Annotated in this window: 21 protein-coding genes and 1 tRNA gene; 12 read left to right on the top strand and 10 right to left on the bottom strand. The window is 62.8% G+C overall.

Annotated features, from left to right (window positions below):
* Positions 1 to 71 precede the first annotated feature (71 nt).
* The 3 genes from LB558_RS24520 to LB558_RS24510 all read left to right on the top strand — a co-directional run bounded on the left by LB558_RS24520 (position 72) and on the right by LB558_RS24510 (position 2,128).
* Positions 72 to 800 carry a gamma-glutamylcyclotransferase gene (locus LB558_RS24520; protein ID WP_224699914.1) on the top strand — a complete coding sequence of 243 codons (729 nt, stop codon included), beginning with the start codon at positions 72 to 74 and terminating at the stop codon, positions 798 to 800.
* Positions 801 to 1,085: 285 nt separating this feature from the next.
* Positions 1,086 to 1,379, top strand: coding sequence for a hypothetical protein (locus LB558_RS24515; protein ID WP_224699913.1), 294 nt, complete (start codon positions 1,086 to 1,088; stop codon positions 1,377 to 1,379).
* Positions 1,379 to 2,128 carry an acyltransferase family protein gene (locus LB558_RS24510; RefSeq protein WP_224699912.1) on the top strand — a complete coding sequence of 250 codons (750 nt, stop codon included), beginning with the start codon at positions 1,379 to 1,381 and terminating at the stop codon, positions 2,126 to 2,128. The genes LB558_RS24515 and LB558_RS24510 overlap by 1 nt, the downstream gene beginning before the upstream one ends.
* Here the strand turns inward: LB558_RS24510 and LB558_RS24505 are convergent.
* The 5 genes from LB558_RS24505 to LB558_RS24485 form a co-directional block, all read right to left on the bottom strand.
* On the bottom strand, positions 2,115 to 4,094 hold the full coding sequence (locus tag LB558_RS24505; protein ID WP_224699911.1) for a glycoside hydrolase family 127 protein: 1,980 nt from the start codon (positions 4,092 to 4,094) through the stop codon (positions 2,115 to 2,117). The two genes, LB558_RS24510 and LB558_RS24505, sit on opposite strands and share 14 nt — an antisense overlap.
* Positions 4,095 to 4,108: 14 nt before the next feature.
* Positions 4,109 to 4,966, bottom strand: coding sequence for a carbohydrate ABC transporter permease (locus LB558_RS24500; protein ID WP_224699910.1), 858 nt, complete (start codon positions 4,964 to 4,966; stop codon positions 4,109 to 4,111).
* A complete protein-coding gene (locus LB558_RS24495) occupies positions 4,966 to 5,892 on the bottom strand; it encodes a carbohydrate ABC transporter permease (RefSeq protein ID WP_224699909.1) in 927 nt (308 codons plus the stop codon). Before LB558_RS24495 ends, LB558_RS24500 begins: the two co-directional genes overlap by 1 nt.
* Positions 5,893 to 6,083: 191 nt before the next feature.
* A complete protein-coding gene (locus LB558_RS24490; protein WP_224699908.1) occupies positions 6,084 to 7,331 on the bottom strand; it encodes an ABC transporter substrate-binding protein in 1,248 nt (415 codons plus the stop codon).
* Positions 7,332 to 7,394: 63 nt separating this feature from the next.
* Positions 7,395 to 8,438, bottom strand: a complete 1,044-nt coding sequence (locus LB558_RS24485; RefSeq protein ID WP_224699907.1) for a LacI family DNA-binding transcriptional regulator — start codon at positions 8,436 to 8,438, stop codon at positions 7,395 to 7,397.
* A gap of 455 nt (positions 8,439 to 8,893) precedes the next feature.
* On the opposite strand from LB558_RS24485, the gene LB558_RS24480 reads away from it, so the two are divergent.
* From LB558_RS24480 to LB558_RS24470, 3 genes are all read left to right on the top strand, one after another.
* Positions 8,894 to 8,969 (top strand) — tRNA-Cys (locus tag LB558_RS24480).
* Positions 8,970 to 9,170: 201 nt separating this feature from the next.
* Positions 9,171 to 9,374: a hypothetical protein gene (locus LB558_RS24475; protein WP_224699906.1), complete on the top strand. Its 204-nt coding sequence runs from the start codon at positions 9,171 to 9,173 to the stop codon at positions 9,372 to 9,374.
* A 5-nt stretch (positions 9,375 to 9,379) separates the two neighbouring features.
* Positions 9,380 to 9,571, top strand: coding sequence for a hypothetical protein (locus LB558_RS24470; protein WP_024503908.1), 192 nt, complete (start codon positions 9,380 to 9,382; stop codon positions 9,569 to 9,571).
* 28 nt (positions 9,572 to 9,599) lie between these two features.
* Here LB558_RS24470 and LB558_RS24465 read toward each other — a convergent pair whose 3' ends face one another.
* Together LB558_RS24465 and LB558_RS24460 are read right to left on the bottom strand one after the other, a co-directional pair.
* Complete coding sequence (locus tag LB558_RS24465) at positions 9,600 to 9,866, bottom strand: DUF1488 domain-containing protein (protein WP_024503907.1); 267 nt, start codon at positions 9,864 to 9,866, stop codon at positions 9,600 to 9,602.
* Positions 9,863 to 10,111, bottom strand: coding sequence for a hypothetical protein (locus LB558_RS24460; protein WP_013530532.1), 249 nt, complete (start codon positions 10,109 to 10,111; stop codon positions 9,863 to 9,865). Before LB558_RS24460 ends, LB558_RS24465 begins: the two co-directional genes overlap by 4 nt.
* A 250-nt stretch (positions 10,112 to 10,361) precedes the next feature.
* Here LB558_RS24460 and groES point away from each other — a divergent pair, with 250 nt between their 5' ends.
* The 3 genes from groES to LB558_RS24445 all read left to right on the top strand — a co-directional run bounded on the left by groES (position 10,362) and on the right by LB558_RS24445 (position 13,118).
* Positions 10,362 to 10,700, top strand: a complete 339-nt coding sequence (groES, locus tag LB558_RS24455) for a co-chaperone GroES (RefSeq protein WP_127255946.1) — start codon at positions 10,362 to 10,364, stop codon at positions 10,698 to 10,700.
* A 33-nt stretch (positions 10,701 to 10,733) separates the two neighbouring features.
* Positions 10,734 to 12,359 (top strand): chaperonin GroEL, encoded by a 1,626-nt coding sequence (gene groL / locus LB558_RS24450; RefSeq protein WP_224699905.1) that lies wholly within the window; start codon positions 10,734 to 10,736, stop codon positions 12,357 to 12,359.
* 261 nt (positions 12,360 to 12,620) lie between these two features.
* Entirely contained in the window at positions 12,621 to 13,118 is a 498-nt protein-coding gene (locus LB558_RS24445) for a GAF domain-containing protein (protein ID WP_224699904.1), read from the top strand.
* Positions 13,119 to 13,183: 65 nt separating this feature from the next.
* Here the strand turns inward: LB558_RS24445 and LB558_RS24440 are convergent, their stop codons facing one another.
* The 3 genes from LB558_RS24440 to LB558_RS24430 form a co-directional block, all read right to left on the bottom strand.
* Positions 13,184 to 14,239, bottom strand: coding sequence for a YeiH family protein (locus LB558_RS24440; RefSeq protein WP_224699903.1), 1,056 nt, complete (start codon positions 14,237 to 14,239; stop codon positions 13,184 to 13,186).
* Positions 14,240 to 14,382: 143 nt separating this feature from the next.
* Positions 14,383 to 14,760, bottom strand: coding sequence for an ester cyclase (locus LB558_RS24435; RefSeq protein WP_224699902.1), 378 nt, complete (start codon positions 14,758 to 14,760; stop codon positions 14,383 to 14,385).
* Between the two features lie 149 nt (positions 14,761 to 14,909).
* Positions 14,910 to 15,803: a LysR family transcriptional regulator gene (locus LB558_RS24430; protein ID WP_224699901.1), complete on the bottom strand. Its 894-nt coding sequence runs from the start codon at positions 15,801 to 15,803 to the stop codon at positions 14,910 to 14,912.
* Positions 15,804 to 15,943: 140 nt separating this feature from the next.
* Between LB558_RS24430 and LB558_RS24425 the strand changes: the two genes are divergently transcribed.
* The 3 genes from LB558_RS24425 to LB558_RS24415 are packed head-to-tail and all read left to right on the top strand — an operon-like array spanning position 15,944 to position 17,727.
* Positions 15,944 to 16,339, top strand: a complete 396-nt coding sequence (locus LB558_RS24425; protein ID WP_224699900.1) for a cupin domain-containing protein — start codon at positions 15,944 to 15,946, stop codon at positions 16,337 to 16,339.
* A gap of 57 nt (positions 16,340 to 16,396) precedes the next feature.
* Positions 16,397 to 16,732, top strand: coding sequence for a carboxymuconolactone decarboxylase family protein (locus LB558_RS24420; RefSeq protein ID WP_224699899.1), 336 nt, complete (start codon positions 16,397 to 16,399; stop codon positions 16,730 to 16,732).
* A gap of 5 nt (positions 16,733 to 16,737) precedes the next feature.
* On the top strand, positions 16,738 to 17,727 hold the full coding sequence (locus LB558_RS24415; RefSeq protein ID WP_224699898.1) for an aldo/keto reductase: 990 nt from the start codon (positions 16,738 to 16,740) through the stop codon (positions 17,725 to 17,727).
* The last annotated feature ends 8 nt before the right edge of the window (positions 17,728 to 17,735 follow it).

The raw sequence follows: 17,735 nt of genomic DNA, 5'->3' as shown, positions 1-17,735 counted from the left end.
ATGTCGGCTGCACGGCCCCTTGAGAATCCTCCGGCCTTCGGCAACATGGCGGTGAGGCTGGGAGCGTGAGGATGAGCAAGGCCATTTCCGCCGCATCGTTGAGGACTCCGCGCAAAGCGCCGATGGCGCTGACCGAGGCGCTGGTCGCCCGGACCATGCGTGCTGTCGAGGATGCCGGGCCTACGCCGGGCATGGTTCACATGACCGATGCCGACTATGCGCGCATCCGCGACGCGGTGCTGGCCGGCGCTCCGGCCGGGCCGCTGAAACTCTTCGCCTATGGCTCGCTGCTATGGAAACCCGCCGGCGAGGTGAGAGGCGGAGAACGCGCGGTGGCCAGCGGCTGGCATCGTTCGTTCTGCTTCACGGTGCAGCGTTTTCGCGGCACGGTCGAGCGGCCCGGCTTGATGATGGCGCTCGATCGCGGCGGCCAGTGCCAGGGCATGGTGTTCGAGATCGCGGAGCCGGTGGCGGCTAACCTCGAAGCGCTGCTGCGCCGCGAAATGACCATCCTGCCCGCCGTCAACGTGCCGCGCTGGCTGCAGGTCAGGACCGAAGGCGGCGCATGTCGCGCGCTCGGCTTCGTCGTCGATCCCGCCAATCCGCGTTATGCCGGCAAGCTCGACAAGCAGGCGATCGCGGCGACGCTGGTGACAGCCGTCGGTCATTGGGGCTCGGGCGCGCAATATCTTTTCGAGACGATCCGTCACCTCGAAGCCTGCGGCATCCGCGACCGCAATCTGTGGCGGTTGCAGGAAATGGTGGCCGAGGAGATCGGGCTGACCGTCGCCCAGAAGTGATCCGCACAGACGCGGCACTTCAGTCGTGTTTGGCCCCGGATGCTTGCAGGCCACGGCACCTTGCGAAGCAAATCTCTGATTTCGGAAGTCTCCGCAGTGAGGATTTAATGAATTGAAAACAGTTCTGGCCCAACGATGACCTGAACACCGGCGCAGGACACGGTGCGCGTGGGCAAATCATGAAATCCTCGACCGGAGGGCATTATCCAGCGTTGGATCATATTCGTGGCCTGGCCGCCTTTCTAGTCTTTAGCTGGCATTCCTTCATGCTTCTCCTGAAGGCCCGTGCCTTATGACTTCGTGCCGGCTCTTCCCATCTTCAGCGTTCTGGATGAAGGCCATACTGGCGTTTCCCTGTTCATGGCCCTTTCCGGCTACCTGTTCGCCAAGCTGCTCCATGGAAAACAGATCAACTATCTGCCCTTCTTTGCCAACAGGGCACTCAGGCTGCTTCCGCTACTGCTGGTCGTGATATGGATCGAGGCTTGCCGCAGGTACCTGGCCGGCCAGTCCCTCGACGGGTATTTCACGGGCGTCGGCTTGGGTGTTCTTCTTCCCACCCTTTCGAATGGAGGCTAGTGGATAACGATCGAAGCGCACTTCTACCTGTTGCTGCCGTTTTTGCTGATGGCATCCAGGCGGTTGTGTTCGCCCCCTTGCTGTTCATCGCGGCAGCCATTGTGCTGAGGTCCGTCCTCTATCTGCAGATGGGCGAAGTGCAGTCAGCGGCGTCCGTGACCATCATAGGCCATGCGGATCAGTTCCTGGCCGGCATCCTTGTCTTCCACCTGCGTGCCCACGCGAAGAACCAGCACTGGTTGGCGCTGGCCGTTCTCATGGCTTTTTCGGGGGTCTTCTGGTGGTTCGATGCAGCCGGGGGGATTTTACCACCTGGGCCGTTATCCGTCGCCTCATTGGATATGGATCATCCTGCCACCCTGGAGGCGGCAGCCTATTCATTCGGCATCGCCTACTACGACACGAGCTTTTCGAGAAAGCGAACAAGCCCGCCGTTCAGGATACTGGAGAAGGCGGGGGCCTACAGCTATTCGATCTACCTTCTGCACCTGTTCTTCGTCATGCAATGGGCGGCGTTCATAGATACGAATATCATGAGCATCAGCAATTTCTACGTCGCATGTCTCTGGTCCGCATTGTGCTTCGTGGCGACGATCCCGATCGGTTACCTTAGCTACACCTGCGTGGAGGCGCCATTCCTGCGCCTGCGAATGCGCTATGTGGCCCGAAAGCCCGGAACCGCGGCATCGATCGCGGCCGAGATTGGATCGGTCATCGCCGATACACCGACCTCGCTCAGCCGTCCCTGAGCCACACCAGCATCTCGCCGGGCTCGCGGTTGTCCCAGGCGAAATAGGGAATGGCGGTCAGGCGCGTCTCGGCGGTGGCCGGTGGCTCGGGCCTGTAGAGCCCGTCCTGCCAGCCGTCGGAGACATCGGCAAGTGCCGCGGTCGACAGCGTCACCACGCCGCCGAGAAGTTCCGGCCGGTGCTGCGCTTCGATGGTGGCCGTCCGCGGCAGCGTCAGGCGATGCGGCTGGCTGTCATTGTCTGATGCCTCGACGCAATAGATCAGCGGGCCGCGCGACAGCGCGACGCGGCCGGCATCCTGGCGCACCTGCGGGTTGGCATAGAGCCGCTCGATCGGCATTTCGAGATCGAGCCGGACACTGTCGCCGTTTTTCCATGTCCGCTTGATCGCGGCGTAGCCGTCGCTGGTGATTTCAGCCAGCTTGATGGCTTCGCCGTTTACCTTCAACCCGGCACTGGCGCTCCAGACGGGAATGCGCAGGTGCAAGGTGAATTCGACCGGCGCCTGCGGTTCGAGAGTGATCTCGACGGCGCCGTCCCAGGGATACCGGCTCGCCTGGGTCAAGCTGACCGGGACGCCCGATATGTCGAAACGGGCGGTCGAGTCGCCATAGAGATGAACGGCCAGCGCATCGTCGGCCAGGGCGTAGAAATAGCTGCCGATCGAGGCGACCATGCGCCCGATATTGGGCGGGCAGCAGGGGCAGCGGTGCCATTTCCATCTGTTGTGCTTGCCCCGGCTTTCCAATGGGTTCTCGTAGAAAAACAGCGAGCCGTCGAGCGACAGGCCGGAGATCGAACCGTTGTAGAGCGCGCGCTCCATCATGTCGGCGTAGCGGGCGTTCGGTCCCATGCCGAGCATGCGGCTGGCCCAGAACACCAGGCCGACGGCGGCGCAGGTCTCGGCATAGGCGCTCTCATTGGGCAGGTCGTAGTCGCTGGTGAAGCCCTCATTGTGCGCCGACGGTCCCAGTCCGCCGGTGATGTAGAGGCTCTTGGTGGTGAGATCGTCCCACAGAAGGTCGAGTGCTGTGCGCAGCGTGTCGTCGCCATATTCGGTGGCGATGTCGGCCATGCCGGAATAGAGGTACATCGCCCTGACAGCATGGCCGACGACCTTGTCCTGTTCTCGCACCGGTATGTGCGACTGGCTGTATTCATAGGTCTTGAAATGATAGGCCTTCGGGTCGGCGCCGCGGGCGCGAGCCTCCTCGTCGAAATAATGCGGCTGCTGACCGCGCTGGTCGATGAAGTATCTGGCCAGCTCCATATATTTCCGCTCGCCGGTCACCCGTGCCAGCTTGACCAGCGCCAGCTCGATCTCCTCATGGCCGCAATAGCCCTTCTTCTTGCCGGGCTCGGGACCAAGCACGGACGCGATATGATCGGCATAGCGGCACATGATATCGAGCAGCTTGCGTTTTCCCGTCGCCTGGTAGTAGGCGACCGCGCCCTCGATCAGGTGGCCGGCGCAATAGAGCTCGTGGCAGTCGCGCAGATTGGTCCAGCGCTTGCCGGGCTGGATGCGCTGATACCAGCTGGAAAGATAGCCGTCCTCCTGCTGCAGCCTGCCATACATCTCGATGACGGCATCGATCTTCTTCTCCAGTTCGGGATTCTTGCGCCGGTAGAGCGAATAGGCCGCGGTCTCGATGGTCTTGCCGAGATCGGAATCCCAGAACATCTGCGTGGTCACCGTCGATCCGGTGAATTCCGCGCCCTGGCGGTCGGCTTCGTCGGGAGAGGGCGAGTGGAAGGGGATGACTATGCCGGGCGAGGGGCGGTCCGGATCGATCTGCTCCAGCATGCGGGCCTCGACGCAGCGCTCGTAGAGGATGTCGGCGGTGCGCGTGGCCACAGCGTCGGCGCGGTCGCCCCAGAAGCCGTGCACGTCGACCTGCGGCACCGGTAGCGGGCGGAAGGCGAGCTTTGACTTGGCCGATTTTGTGGATGGCGATGCGGTCATGAACTTACTCCATTCTATTTGACGGCCCCGGCCATTAGGCCGCGGATGTAAAAGCGCTGCAGCGCCAGGAACAGGATGAGGCAAGGCACCATCATCACGGTGACGCCCGCCTGCACCGCGCCCCAGTCGATGGCGCCGAAGCGGCCCGACTGCAGTGCGGTCATCATCACCGGAAGCGTGAACTTGGATTGATCGGTCATCAGCACGAGAGCGGCGAGGAATTCGTTCCAGGCGCCGAGGAATGCAAACAGGGCGATGGTGACGACGCCCGGCCAGACCAGCGGCAGCATCACCTTTAAAAGCATGGTGAGATTGCTGGCGCCGTCCATGCGAGCGGCCTCCTCGATCTCGCGCGGCACCGCGTCGAAGGCGTTGCGCATCATGAAGATCGAGAACGGCAGTTGCAGCGTCACATAGACGCCGACCAGGCCGGTCAGCGTGTTGTGCAGGCCAAGCTTGGTCAGCACCAGGAAGATCGGCGTCAGGATCGACTGGAACGGGATCATGATCGTCGACAGGATGAGGATGAAGAACAGGTTCTTGAATGGAAACCGGAACCGCGAAAAGCCGTAGCCGGCCAGCACGCTGACGGCGACCGACAGCACCACGGTCATCACCGAGACATAGATGCTGTTTTGCGCCGAGACCCACAGCCCGTCGCCGAAGCTGTTGAGCGTGGCGTAGTTCTCCAGCGAGAAGCCTGATGTCGGCCAGGGCGGCAGCGGCGGCTGGCGTGCTTCCTGCGCCGGCTTGAACGCCGACAGCACCGCCCACACGATCGGCGCGGCAAACAGCACCGAGGCGACGATGCCGGTCGAATGCTCGCCGATGCGGGCGGCGAGCTTGCGGTTGCGGGAGGCGGCCTGCGCCATCAGTCGAGGCCCTCCGGTTTGCGCAACAGCCATAGCTGGACGAGGCTGAGCGCCACCAGGACGACGAGCAGCACCATGGAGAGCGCCGCGCCGTAGCCGAGTTTGAACGACACGAAGGACTGGTTGAAGATCCAGTAGACCGCCGTCAGCGTCTGGTTGCGCGGGCCGCCGCGTAGGATGATGTAGAACTGGTCGAAGGCGAGGATCGAGCCGGCGACCGACAGGATCAGCGCCAGCGCCAGCGTGCGGCGCATCAGCGGCAAGGTGATGGCCCTGAACCTCGCGAACGGACCGGCGCCGTCGATGACGGCCGCCTCCTGCAGATCCTGCGGGATCGATTGCAGGCCGGCCATCAGGATGATCATGGTGAAGCCGGCGACCTTCCAGACGACCATGGCGATGATCGACCAGAAGGCCGGCTGGAAGGTGGCCAGAAGGTTGAACTTCTTGTCGATCAGGCCGAGGTCATAGACGGCCGGGCTGAACAGGCCGGAATCGACGTTCAACAGCCATGACCAGAGCAGGCTGGCCGAGGCGAAACCGACAACCGCCGGCATGAAGAACATGGTCCGATAGAGATTGGTCAACGGTCGTGGCCGTTCGACGAACAGCGCCAGCGGAAACGCCACCACGAAGATCGCGATGGTGACGATCACGGTGTAGTAGCCAGTGAAGCGCAGCGCGTTCCAGAACCTGATGTCGCGCAGGATGGCGACATAATTGCCGAGGCCGATAAAGCTGTGCTCGCCCATCAGGGGCCAGTTGTGCAGCGACATCCACGTCGTCATGCCGAGCGGGATCAGGAAAAAGACGACGACCAGCGCGACAGCCGGCGCGACATAAAGCAGGCCGATCCATTGTTGGCGGCCGGCGCCGAACAGTTTTCTGGCGCGCGGTGGTGCGGTGGTGGTTGTGATGGTCGTCATGGCTTGCCTGTTGTTCTGTCGAATCCGGTTGACCGCTCTACCCCCCCTTGTGGGGAGGTCGGACCGCAGGTCCGGGTGCTGGCGCTACCCCCACCCCGCTGCTTTGCAGCGACCCTCCCCACAAGGGGGAGGGTAAAGAACGCGCCGGCCACCCACCCAGGGAGACGGGCGGATGGCCGGGTAGGCGGCCGCTACTTCTGCGGCGCCTGGTCGATGATCGACTGCATCGTCTCTTGTGCGTTGGCTATGGCGCCGTCGACATCGTCGCCGAAGAAGACCTCGTTGATCATCTGCGTCCACGGCCCGTTGGCGGAGTTGATCAGGTCGTTGAACACCACCGAATAGGGTGTCTTGCCCTTGGCCATGGCCTCGGCGGCGACCTGGTAGCGCGGATCGAGATCCTTCAGCGCCTCCTTGGCGATGTCGCCGCGTACCGGCAGGCTGCCGTATTTGGCAAGGATTGTCTGGCCTTCAAGCGAATAGGCGAAGTCGAGGAATTCCTTCACCACGGGCAGTTTCGGGGTGCCCTTGGTGACGACAAAATTGTCGCCGCCGGCAAAGGACGACCAGCCGCTGTCCTTTCCCGGCAGGAAGGTGACGCCGTAGTCGATATCGGGATACTGGGTGTTGAGCGCGCCGATGGCGAAGGCGCCGGACGGCGAGATGCCGATATTGCCGGCGGCAAATGCCGCAAAGAAGTTGGCGCCGGTATCGGTCTGCGCGCCCGCCGGCACCAGATCCTTCTTGACCATCGAGCGGTAGAGATCTATGGCGCCGCGCAGCTGCGGGCTGTCCAGCGTTGCTTTCGAGCCGTCCTCCGAGAGGATGTCGCCGCCCGACGCCCAGATCAGCGGCGTGAAGGTGAAGATGTTGCAGCCGCCGCAATTGCCGGAGAAATAGAAGCCCTTGATGTTGCCGCCGAGCGCGTTGACCTTCTCGGCATCGGCCGCGATCTCGGCCCAGTTGGCCGGGCCTTTTTCGGGGTCGAGGCCGGCCTGCTTGAACAGCTTCTTGTTCCAGATCAGCACCGAGGCGTCGGCGGAGAAGGGCAGGCCGTAAATGTGGTCCTTGTAGGTGCCGGTCTTCACATGCGCCGGCGACAGGCTGGCAAAATAAGGCAGGGACTTTGCCCAGTCGGTGATGTCCTCCAATTGGCCGGCTGCTGCGAAGGAGGGCGTGTAGATCAGGTCGAGCGACAGCGCGTCGGGCGCCGTGCCGCCGGCGGCCGCGGCACCGTATTTCGGGATGATCTCGGCATTGGGGATGATGTCGAGCTTGACCTGGTTGGTGTGCGCCTTGTTGTAGGCATCGACGATCCTCGGCATGAAATTGGAGCCGTCGGCGCGCACCCATATGTTGGCCGTCTCGGCGGCGGCAGTGCCGAGACCGCCACCCAGAACGGCAGCGGCCAGGGTCAGTTTGGCAATCAGGTTCCTCATGTTCTCCTCCTCCAAGGTTGGCCGCGGTCCGCGGCTTGGCGCCGATTGCGCGGCGTTTCGTTTTCAGCCACCCGGCGGATGGCCGCATGACTGCCGCACCACCAGCCGGCACGGCAGTTTTCGAATGCCCGGCGCGGCGGGCTTGCCGCCGACCAGCGAAAGCAGGGTCAACCCGGCCTCGCGCCCGAGCGCGACCAGGTTCATGTCGACAGAGGTCAGCGGCGGGCGCGTCGCCTCGGCCACGATCTCCCAATTGTCGAAGCCGATGACGCCGACGTCCCTGGGTACGTCGAGGCCGCGTTCGCGCAGAGCATCGATGACGCCGCGCCCGATCTGGTCGTTGCCGCAGAAGACCGCGTCCGGCCTTTCGCTTTTGCCGTCGAACAGTTGCGCAACCGCCTGGTGACCCCACGCTTCCGACCAGGGGCCGAGCAGCGGCTCGCTGACCGTGAGGCCGTTTTCGACGAGCACGTCGCGGTAAGCCTGGACGCGCGCATGCACCACGGCAAAGCTCGCCGGCCCGGTGACGTGGGCGATGCGCTTGCGGCCAAGCCGGCAGAAATGCTCGACGGCCAGCCGCGCGCCGCCAACATCGTCCGAGACGAAGGCGACGGCGTCGGCGTCGGGCTGCGTGAAGGCATAGATCACCGGGACGCGCAGATTGGAGAGGTCGACAGGGAGATGGCGATCGATGCGCTTGCCGGTGGCGATGATGCCGTCGACGCGCTTGTCGAGCATGGCGTCGACATGCATCTGGCCCAGCCGCGGATCCTCCTCGACATTGCACAGGAACACCGAAACGCCATTGTCGACCAGCGCGTCCGAAATGCCCGACATCAGCGGCAGCGAGAAGCGGCCATAGGTATCGTTGGTGAGCAGGCCGACGGTGAAGCTGCGGCGCCGGAGCAGGCTTTGCGCCAGGCTGTTCGGCCGGAAGCCAAGCCGCCGGGCGGTCTCGCGAATGCGTTCGCGCGTCTCGGCTGTCATCCGGCCCTGGCTGTTGAGCGCCTTGGATGCGGTGGCGACGCTGACTCCGGCCTGCGCGGCCACGTCACGCAAGGTGACGGGCTTGGAAAAGACCGGAGCAGGCAGATCGTCCGATGGCATCGCGCCGAGAGTCCCTTAGTTGGGAAAAGGTTTTCTCTTGCCGACCTGAACGAAGCCCGGCACGTGGCCGAGCCCGATCGAAATTGTTTGGGAAAACCTTTTCTCATCCGAAGCTAGGCCAGATCGGATCGCCGTTCAAGGGAAAAAGTTGGTTGGGCCTCGGCTCCTCTTCCTCCGAATGCAACGCGGGATAAAGTGCAGGCAGCCTAGCTCAGGGGAAGAGCGCCGGTCGCAGTGCTGGATGCCCTCGGTCGAGACGGGGCGGGCTGCCGCCTGAGGGGTGAAGGATCGCCGCGTGCGCGGAAAGCGAGGTCCGGCAAAGGGTTGGCGCGGCCGGGCTGCAAATCTGGCCGCCACATGTGCTGGCGGACGCTCTGAAGATCGTGCCGAAAATTCTGCACAATCCCTCGGGATTAACCTTTCCGTAAATATTTGGCCGCTACTTCAACAGCCATGGCCTCGTGGCGGAGCGGCTACGCTGGAGACGGCAAATCTCTGAAGCCTCGGTTCGATCCCGAGGCGAGGCCTCCAAAATTTCGCGTCGAACAGCAGTCCCAATCTGCCCCAAGGGCACTTAGTCCCCACGAATAGATTTGTGCGTTACCAAGGCGGTGCGGACCGGCCGTTAAAGCAGTCCTGTCTTGCATTTGGCATGCCGGCACCCGCGAAAAGAGTGCTATGGAAGGAGCCGAGCGTTCTTGCTTCGCTTTTCCCTGACATTCGAGGCCTTTCGTGCGTGAACCGTCGCTGCTGCCTGTCTTTGGAAAACTGGACCTTAAGGCCCCTGTGGCCTTGGCAGCGCCGGTCCGATCGGCGGGTGTCGTGTCGCGCCTGCGGGAGGTTCTGGCCGCGCATGGCGGCATGGTGCTGAAGCTGTCGATCGTCGCCTGGACGGCGCTGATCCTGGGCGCCGTGTTTTTCATGATGCAGGGCTGACCGGGATGGCCAACCGCTACACGCTGCGCATGGAGCTTCCCCAGAGCTGGAGCATCATCGATGTCTTCACCGGCCAGCCTGCGGTGGTCCGGCAAAAGGTGATGGTCGGGATGGGGCCGCGCGAGGCTGAGGACATGGTCGTGCAGATGAATGTCCGCGATGTCAAACGGCGCGAACGGGCCGAGCGCAAGACCTGATCACGGTCAGCGCCAACTCGCCGCCGTTTCAGCCGAAATCGGCAGCCGTCAGGACATACATGCTCTTGTGGGTGCGGTCGTAGGCCTTCGACGCCACCTCGCGGATGGCGCTGCTCTCGGTGTCGAATGTCTGGAGATAACCGGCTTCATCGGCAGCAGTGCCCGGCCGCATCTTGGCCATGGCGTCGGCAGCGACGGAAAAGGAGATCTGGAACATGCCGTCATGGCCGACGAAACGAATGCGCTGGCCCGCTTCGTCATAGCTGCGGCTGCGGTTGGGGAAGGTGAGGCTCATGTCTTGGCCTCCGTGACTTTCTTGGTCACCCGCTTCTTCTTGGGCGTCGGATTGAGGGCCTCGGCGACGCGGTCGGCCTCTTCCTTGGCCAGCCGAAGCTCCCTCAGCCTTGCCGTCTTGATCTCCCTGGCCCTTGCCTCGGACATATATTCGGCGGTCGCCTTGTTTTTCTCCGCTGTCTTCTTCTGCTTGTCGACAAAGCGAGCTTCAGCTTTTTCCATGATCGTCTGATTGCCTTCGGCCATCGAAGAAATCTCCCTTGTGCCTGAAATCGTGAAAGTGAACTTGTCCGATAAATAGGCACTCGATCGGCAAAATTCAATCTTTTGAATTATTTGACATTCTGCGGATATCACAAAACGGCCAGCCGAAATAATACTTTTGAATATTTAATGTGGTCCGCGAATAATTTTTGGCACTCCTATCTATCGAGTGCCAACGCGTCTATAGAGGAGGGGCGTGGCCGCCTGTGCCGGCCCCAGAAAGAAAGTTCCCATGAAATTTCGGCCACTCCACGACCGCGTCGTCATTCGTCGCGCCGAAGGCGATATCAAATCCAAGGGCGGGATCATCATCCCCGACACTGCCAAGGAAAAGCCGCAGGAGGGCGAAGTCATCGCTGTCGGCCCTGGCGCACGCGACGAAAACGGCGCGCTTGTTCCGCTCGACGTCAAGGCCGGCGACTTCATCCTGTTCGGCAAATGGTCGGGCACCGAGGTCAAGATCGACGGCGAGGACCTTCTGATCATGAAGGAAGCCGACATCATGGGCATTATCGACAAGGGCGAGACGGCTGCAACCGACAAGACCGTGGCCGCCAAGAAAGCTGCCTGACCTCATTTTCTCCGAACGAACTGGATAAAAATCATGTCTGCCAAGGAAATCAAATTCTCCACCGACGCGCGCGACCGCATGCTGCGCGGCGTCGAGATCCTCACCAACGCTGTGAAGGTCACGCTCGGCCCCAAGGGCCGCAACGTCATCATCGACAAGGCCTATGGCGCGCCGCGCATCACCAAGGACGGCGTCACGGTAGCCAAGGAAATCGAGCTTGCCGACAAGTTCGAGAACATGGGCGCCCAGATGGTGCGCGAAGTAGCTTCCAAGACCAACGACCTCGCCGGCGACGGCACCACCACCGCCACGGTGCTGGCCGCCTCGATCCTGCGCGAAGGCGCCAAGCTGGTCGCGGCCGGCATGAACCCCATGGATCTGAAGCGCGGCATCGACCAGGCGGTTTCTGCCGTGGTCAAGGAAATCCAGGCGCGCGCCAAGAAGGTCAAGTCGTCGGCCGAGATCGCACAGGTCGGCACCATTGCCGCCAATGGCGATGCCAGCGTCGGCGAGATGATCGCCAAGGCGATGGACAAGGTCGGCAATGACGGCGTCATCACTGTCGAGGAAGCCAAGACCGCAGAGACCGAACTCGATGTCGTCGAAGGCATGCAGTTCGACCGCGGCTATCTCTCGCCCTATTTCGTCACCAATGCCGACAAGATGCGCGTCGAGCTGGAAGAGCCCTACATCCTCATCCACGAGAAGAAGCTCGGCAATCTGCAGGCGATGCTGCCGATCCTCGAAGCGGTGGTGCAGAGCGGCAGGCCGCTGCTGATCATCTCCGAGGACGTCGAGGGCGAGGCTCTGGCGACGCTGGTCGTCAACAAGCTGCGCGGCGGCCTCAAGGTCGCGGCCGTCAAGGCGCCGGGCTTCGGCGATCGCCGCAAGGCGATGCTGGAAGACATCGCCGTGCTGACATCAGGCCAGATGATCTCCGAGGACCTCGGCATCAAGCTTGAAAACGTCACCATCGAGATGCTCGGCCGCGCCAAGCGCGTGCTGATCGAGAAAGACATCACCACGATCATCGACGGTGCCGGCACCAAGGCGACGATCCAGGCGCGCGTCGCCCAGATCAAGGGCCAGATCGAGGAGACGACCTCCGACTACGACAAGGAAAAGCTGCAGGAGCGGCTGGCCAAGCTCTCCGGCGGCGTTGCCGTCATCCGCGTCGGCGGCGTCACCGAGTCGGAAGTCAAGGAAAAGAAGGACCGCATCGACGACGCGCTGAACGCGACGCGCGCGGCGGTTGAAGAAGGCATCGTGCCCGGCGGCGGCGTGGCTCTGCTGCGTGCCCGCTCGGTGCTTGGCGGCCTGACCGGCGCCAATGCCGATGTCACGGCCGGCATTACGATCGTGCTGCGGGCGCTCGAAGCGCCGATCCGCCAGATCGCCGAGAATTCCGGCGTCGAAGGCTCGATCGTCGTCGGCAAGCTCACGGACAGCAAGGACCACAATCAGGGTTTTGACGCCCAAAACGAGGTCTATGTCGACATGATCAAGGCAGGCATCGTCGATCCGGCGAAAGTGGTGCGCACCGCACTGCAGGACGCCGGCTCGATCGCGGCCCTTCTGATCACCGCCGAAGCGATGATCACCGACATCCCGGCCAAGGATGCCGCGCCTGCGGGTGGCGGCGGCATGGGCGGCTACTAAAACCCGGGACTTGTCCGATCTGTTTGAGATGTGGATGGCGGCCCCGATCGGGGCCGCTCTGATTCTCAAGATGATCCATCGCAAAGTTTACGCATAGCTGCCTCGCCGCCCGGCTCAGCGCCGGGAGGCACTCCTGATCTTGCGGCTTTCGGAGGGGACGCAATCCACGCTAGACTGTCCAGGCGGCCGTCTGGTTGCGGAGCTCGCCCGACTTTGGCAAGCGATCGGACGAACCGCTATCCTCGATACGGAGACACGTTCATGTTTGCGGCCAAGCCCATCAACACCTCAGACAAGGCCGCGTTCTACCGCGACCTCGCCACTCAGCTTAAGGCGCTGCTCGACGGCGAGCGCGATTCGATCGCCAATGCGGCCAACACCGCAGCACTCATCTTCCAGATGGTGCCGGACCTCAACTGGGCCGGTTTCTATTTCCTGCAGTCGGACGAGGAAATGGTGCTCGGGCCGTTCCAGGGCAAGCCGGCCTGTGTGCGCATCGCCGTCGGCAAGGGCGTGTGCGGAACCGCGGTCGAACTCGGCACCTCGATGCTGATCCAGGACGTGCACGATTTTCCCGGCCATATCGCCTGCGATGCCGACTCGCGCTCGGAACTGGTGGTGCTGCTGGAAGACGATGAAGGCGTCTTCGGCGTGCTCGATCTCGACAGCCCGCTGCCCGGCCGCTTCGACAAGGCCGACCAGGCCGGCATCGAGACCCTCGCCGCGATCTATGCCGCGGCGAGTTCCTTCGAGGATTAAGGCATGCTGATATTCAGGTGGGGCCGGCCTGGCCTGAATCTCAACATGCGCTCGCCCGGTCCGGACTAGGCGAACTTCACCAGCATCAGGCTGAAGCAGCCGATGAACAGGAAGGCCGAGAAGGCGAGCGCCAGCGGGCGCAGGCCGCGCGAGCGCAACTGCGAGATGTCTGCCTGCAAGCCCATGGCGGCCAGGCCCATGGTCAGCATGATGGTGGTGGCGAGCGCCATTGCCGACTTCACCTCAGCTGGCACCGTGACGAGGCTGTTCAGCGCCACGACGGCGACGAAGGCGGCAACGAACCACGGCATGGGCGGCCGCGCCGCCACCTCACTGCTGCTCCTGCGGCGCGCCATCAGGCCGAGCGCGACGACCATCGGCGCCAGCATGGCGACGCGGGTCAGCTTGGCAACGGTGGCGATCTCGCCGGACTGGGTGCCGTTCTGAAAGCCGGCGCCGATCACCTGCGCCACTTCATGGATCGAGGCGCCGGCCCACAGGCCGAAAGCGTGCTGGTCGAGGCCGAGCATGGGCGCCATGAGGGGGAAGCCGAGCATGGCGACGGTGCCGAACAAGGTGATCGAGGCGACGGCGTAGGTGACGTCCTCGTCGCGCGCATCGGTGACGATGTTGGTGGCGACGATGGCCGAGGCGCCGCAGATCGAGGTGCCGGCGGCAATCAACTGTGCCAGCTTGGCGTCGACGCCGATCAGCCGGCCAAGCGTGATGGTGAAAACGAAAGTGGTGCCAAGCGTCGCCGCGACAATGCCGACGCCGCCGGCGCCGATCGAGACGACCTGGCCCAGCGTCAGCTGGAAGCCGAGCAGCACGATGGCGAAGCGCAGCAGGCGCTTTTGCGAGAATGCGATGCCGGCCTTGGCGTGCACCGGCGTGCCCAGCACGTTGGAGTAGATCATGCCGGCGACGACGGCGAGGATCATTGGACTGAACAGCGCAAAGCCGGAAACATTGCGGGCCGAGAAGGCGACCGCAGTGATCATCGTCACAAGGACGATGCCGGGGACGATGCCATTCCAATTGAGGGATTTTCGCCCTTTTGTCAGATCGGCAGGAAACGCGCTTTTCGGAATATTGTTCGCGAAGTGGGAAACGGAAGACAATGCAATGCTCCAGGCGGGTAGGCGAGGAGAATGTCATTCCTATACCAATCTTTCCAACGAATTATTTTCGTTGGAACGATCGATTTTTACGAACGATCGATCGGGCATTGGCTGCGCAGACGTCGCCTTCTCGCCAACCTGGATTAAAGCTGCGCTTCGATGGCCGCCTTGTCGATCACCGACCAGACGTTCCTGATCCTGTCGTCGAGGAATTCATAGAAGACGTTCTCGCTGAAGGAGACTTTCCGGCCGTTGATAGGCAAGCCGAAGAAGGTTCCCTTCGGCGTGCAGTTGAACTGAAGGCGGCTGGCTATGAACGGTGGTTCGGCGATCAGCAGTTGGATGTCGAAATAGAGGTCCGGGATTTCCCGAAAATCGCGCTCCAGCATTTCCTGGTAACCCGACAGCCCGACGCGGTCGCCATTGTAGTGCACCTCGTCATGAACGAAGCGATGCAGCTTCTGCCAGTCCTGGTTGTTGAGGCAGACGATGTAGCCTCGATAGAGGTCGGTCACGGTCACGGCGATGGCTCCGGATTTCGTCAGATCTGGTCGATCCGGAAGATAGAACGACTGCGGGCGCAGTCCAGATGGAGAGCCTGTTCCCGAATCCGGATGGGGCTCTATCTGCTCGTTTTGAGCATGATTTTTCCGGAAACCCGGTTCCTGTTCTAGCCGCGGTAGCGCAAGGCGTCGACCATCAACGAGAAGGCCGGCGTGGCTTGCCGGCGGCTGGGGTAATAGAGGTGGTAGCCGGGGAAAGGCGCGCACCAGTCGGCGAGCACACGCACCAGCCGGCCGTCGGCCAGATGGGCCGTCACCTGTTCCTCCGGCAGATAGGCAAGGCCGAGGCCGGCGAGCACCGCGTTCATGCGCAGCGCAGCCGTGTTGAACACCAACTGGCCTTCGACCCGCACTTTCAGCTCGCGCCCGGCCTTCTCGAACTCCCAGGCGTAGAGCCCGCCATAGGTCGGCAGCCGCAGATTGATGCAATTGTGGGTGGTCAGGTCCTGCGGCGTGCGCGGCTGCGGCCACTTGGCGAAATAGGCCGGCGATCCGACCACCGCCATGCGCATGTCGGGACCGATGCGCACCGCGACCATGTCGCGCGCCACCTGTTCGCCCAGCCGCACGCCGGCGTCGAAACGCCCGGCGACGATGTCGGTCAGGCTGTAGTCGACGATGATCTCGACCTTGATGTCGGGATAATCTGGCAGGAATTTCGCCAGGGCAGGCCACAGGATCGCATCGGCGGCATGCTCACCGGCGGTGATGCGGATAGTGCCGGCGGGTTTTTCGCGCAAGGCGCTCAAGGCGGTGAGCTCACTTTCGATCTCGTCCAGCCTCGGTCCGATGGTGCGAACCAGTCGCTCGCCCGCTTCGGTCGGCGAGACGCTGCGCGTGGTGCGGGTCAGAAGCCTGACGCCCAGCCGTTCCTCCAACGCCCGCACCGTGTGGCTAAGCGCCGATTGGGAAACCCCTAGCTTGGCCGCCGCCCTGGTGAAGCTTTCCTCGCGCGCGACAGCGAGGAAGGCGGTCAGCTCATTCAGATTGTCACGCGGCATTCATGAGCTCCTTTCATAAGATCATGCTGGATATAGCACCTAATCGGCACCAATCGCAGACCCTAGATAGGCGTCATCACACCGGGCGCCTCTGAAGACCGGCGGTCGTGTCATGCCTGTCGCCAGGAAGAGACAAAACCATGGACATCACGCGAAACGGCTCTCAAGCCTCGGCCAAGGGATCGGCCGATTATTTCACCGGCGCGGTGCGCATCGACGCACCGTTCAAGGGCAGCGAGCCCGCTAGGGTCAGCGGCGCCACCGTGACTTTCGAGCCCGGTGCGCGCACCGCCTGGCATACGCATCCGCTTGGCCAGACGCTGATCGTCCTCTCGGGCGCAGGCCTGGTGCAGCGCGAAAGCGGCCCGATCGAACCCATCCTTCCCGGCGACATCGTCTGGTTCGCGCCCGGAGAGAAGCATTGGCATGGCGCCGCGCCGACCACGGCGATGAGCCACATCGCTATCGCCGAAGCGCTCGATGGCAAAGTCGTCGACTGGTTGGAGCATGTCAGCGACGAACAATACGGGATTTGACCAGGCATCGGCGCGTGGCGCCGAATTCAACGCCCGAACTCTACGAAGGAGACCACCATGACCGATGTTCCAAGGCTAAAAAGCCCATTCTCCGATATCGCTCCCGCGCTTGGCAGGTACACCGACGAGGTGTTGTTCGGCGACGTTTGGGAGCGCCCCGGCCTGTCGCCGCGCGACCGCAGCCTCATCACCGTCACCAGCCTGATTTCGGGCTACCGGATCAATGAAATGCCTTTCCACATGAGGCGCGCGCTCGACAATGGGGTCACCCGCGACGAACTCATCGAAACCATTACGCATCTCGCCTTCTACGCCGGTTGGCCAACGGCAGCCACGGCTCTGGGCATTGCCCGCAAGGTCTTCGAACAAGCCGACGCCGAGAAGAAGGGATAACGACAATGCAGAAGCGCACACTTGGAAACAGCGGTCTCGAAGTTTCGGCCATCGGGCTCGGCTGCATGGGAATGAGCCAGTCATACGGACAGCCGATGGAGACGGCGGATGCAGTCCACCTGATCAGGGCGGCGTTCGAACGTGGCATCACCTTCTTCGACACGGCGGAGGTCTATGGACCGTTCACGAACGAGGAGGTCGTCGGCGAGGCGCTGCAGCCGATCCGCGACCAGGTGGTGATCGCCACCAAGTTCGGCATCGACATCGCCGGGACAGCCGGACACGATGGCATGGACAGCCGGCCGCAGCATATTCGTGACGTCGTCGAGGCCTCGCTCAGACGACTGAGGACCGACCACATCGACCTGCTCTACCAGCACCGCGTCGATCCGGTCGTGCCGATCGAAGAAGTGGCGGGCGCTGTGAAGGACTTGATCAGCCAAGGCAAGGTGAAACATTTCGGTCTCTCCGAGGCGGGCGTGCGCACGATCCGGCGCGCGCATGCGGTACAGCCGGTCGCCGCAGTCCAGAGCGAATATTCGCTCTGGTGGCGTGAACCGGAAGAGGCGATCCTGCCGGCGCTTGAAGAGCTGGGGATCGGCTTCGTGCCCTTCAGCCCGCTGGGCAAGGGGTTCCTCACCGGCGCCATCGATGCCAGCACGACATTCGACAGCAGCGACTTCCGCAACACCGTGCCGCGTTTTGCGGAAGACGCTCGCAAGGCGAATCAGGCGCTGGTCGACGCGATCGGCGTGATCGCGTCCGAGAAGAAGGCGACATCAGCACAGGTCGCGCTCGCCTGGTTGCTGGCGCGGAAGCCCTGGATCGTTCCGATCCCCGGCACCACCAAGCTCAATCGCCTCGAAGAGAACATCGCATCGGCCACTGTCGCGCTGACGGCGAACGATCTTGCCGACATCGAGAGCGCGGTCTCGGCGATCGCCGTACAAGGAGCGCGCTATTCTCCGCAACAGGAAGCGAGGATTGATCGCTAGAGCCGGGC

It is taken from the genome of Mesorhizobium sp. CO1-1-8, assembly GCF_020164875.1.
GTDB lineage: Bacteria > Pseudomonadota > Alphaproteobacteria > Rhizobiales > Rhizobiaceae > Mesorhizobium.
The sequence above is the reverse complement of the archived record's forward strand: the minus strand, read 5'-3'. Positions and strand labels throughout refer to the sequence as shown.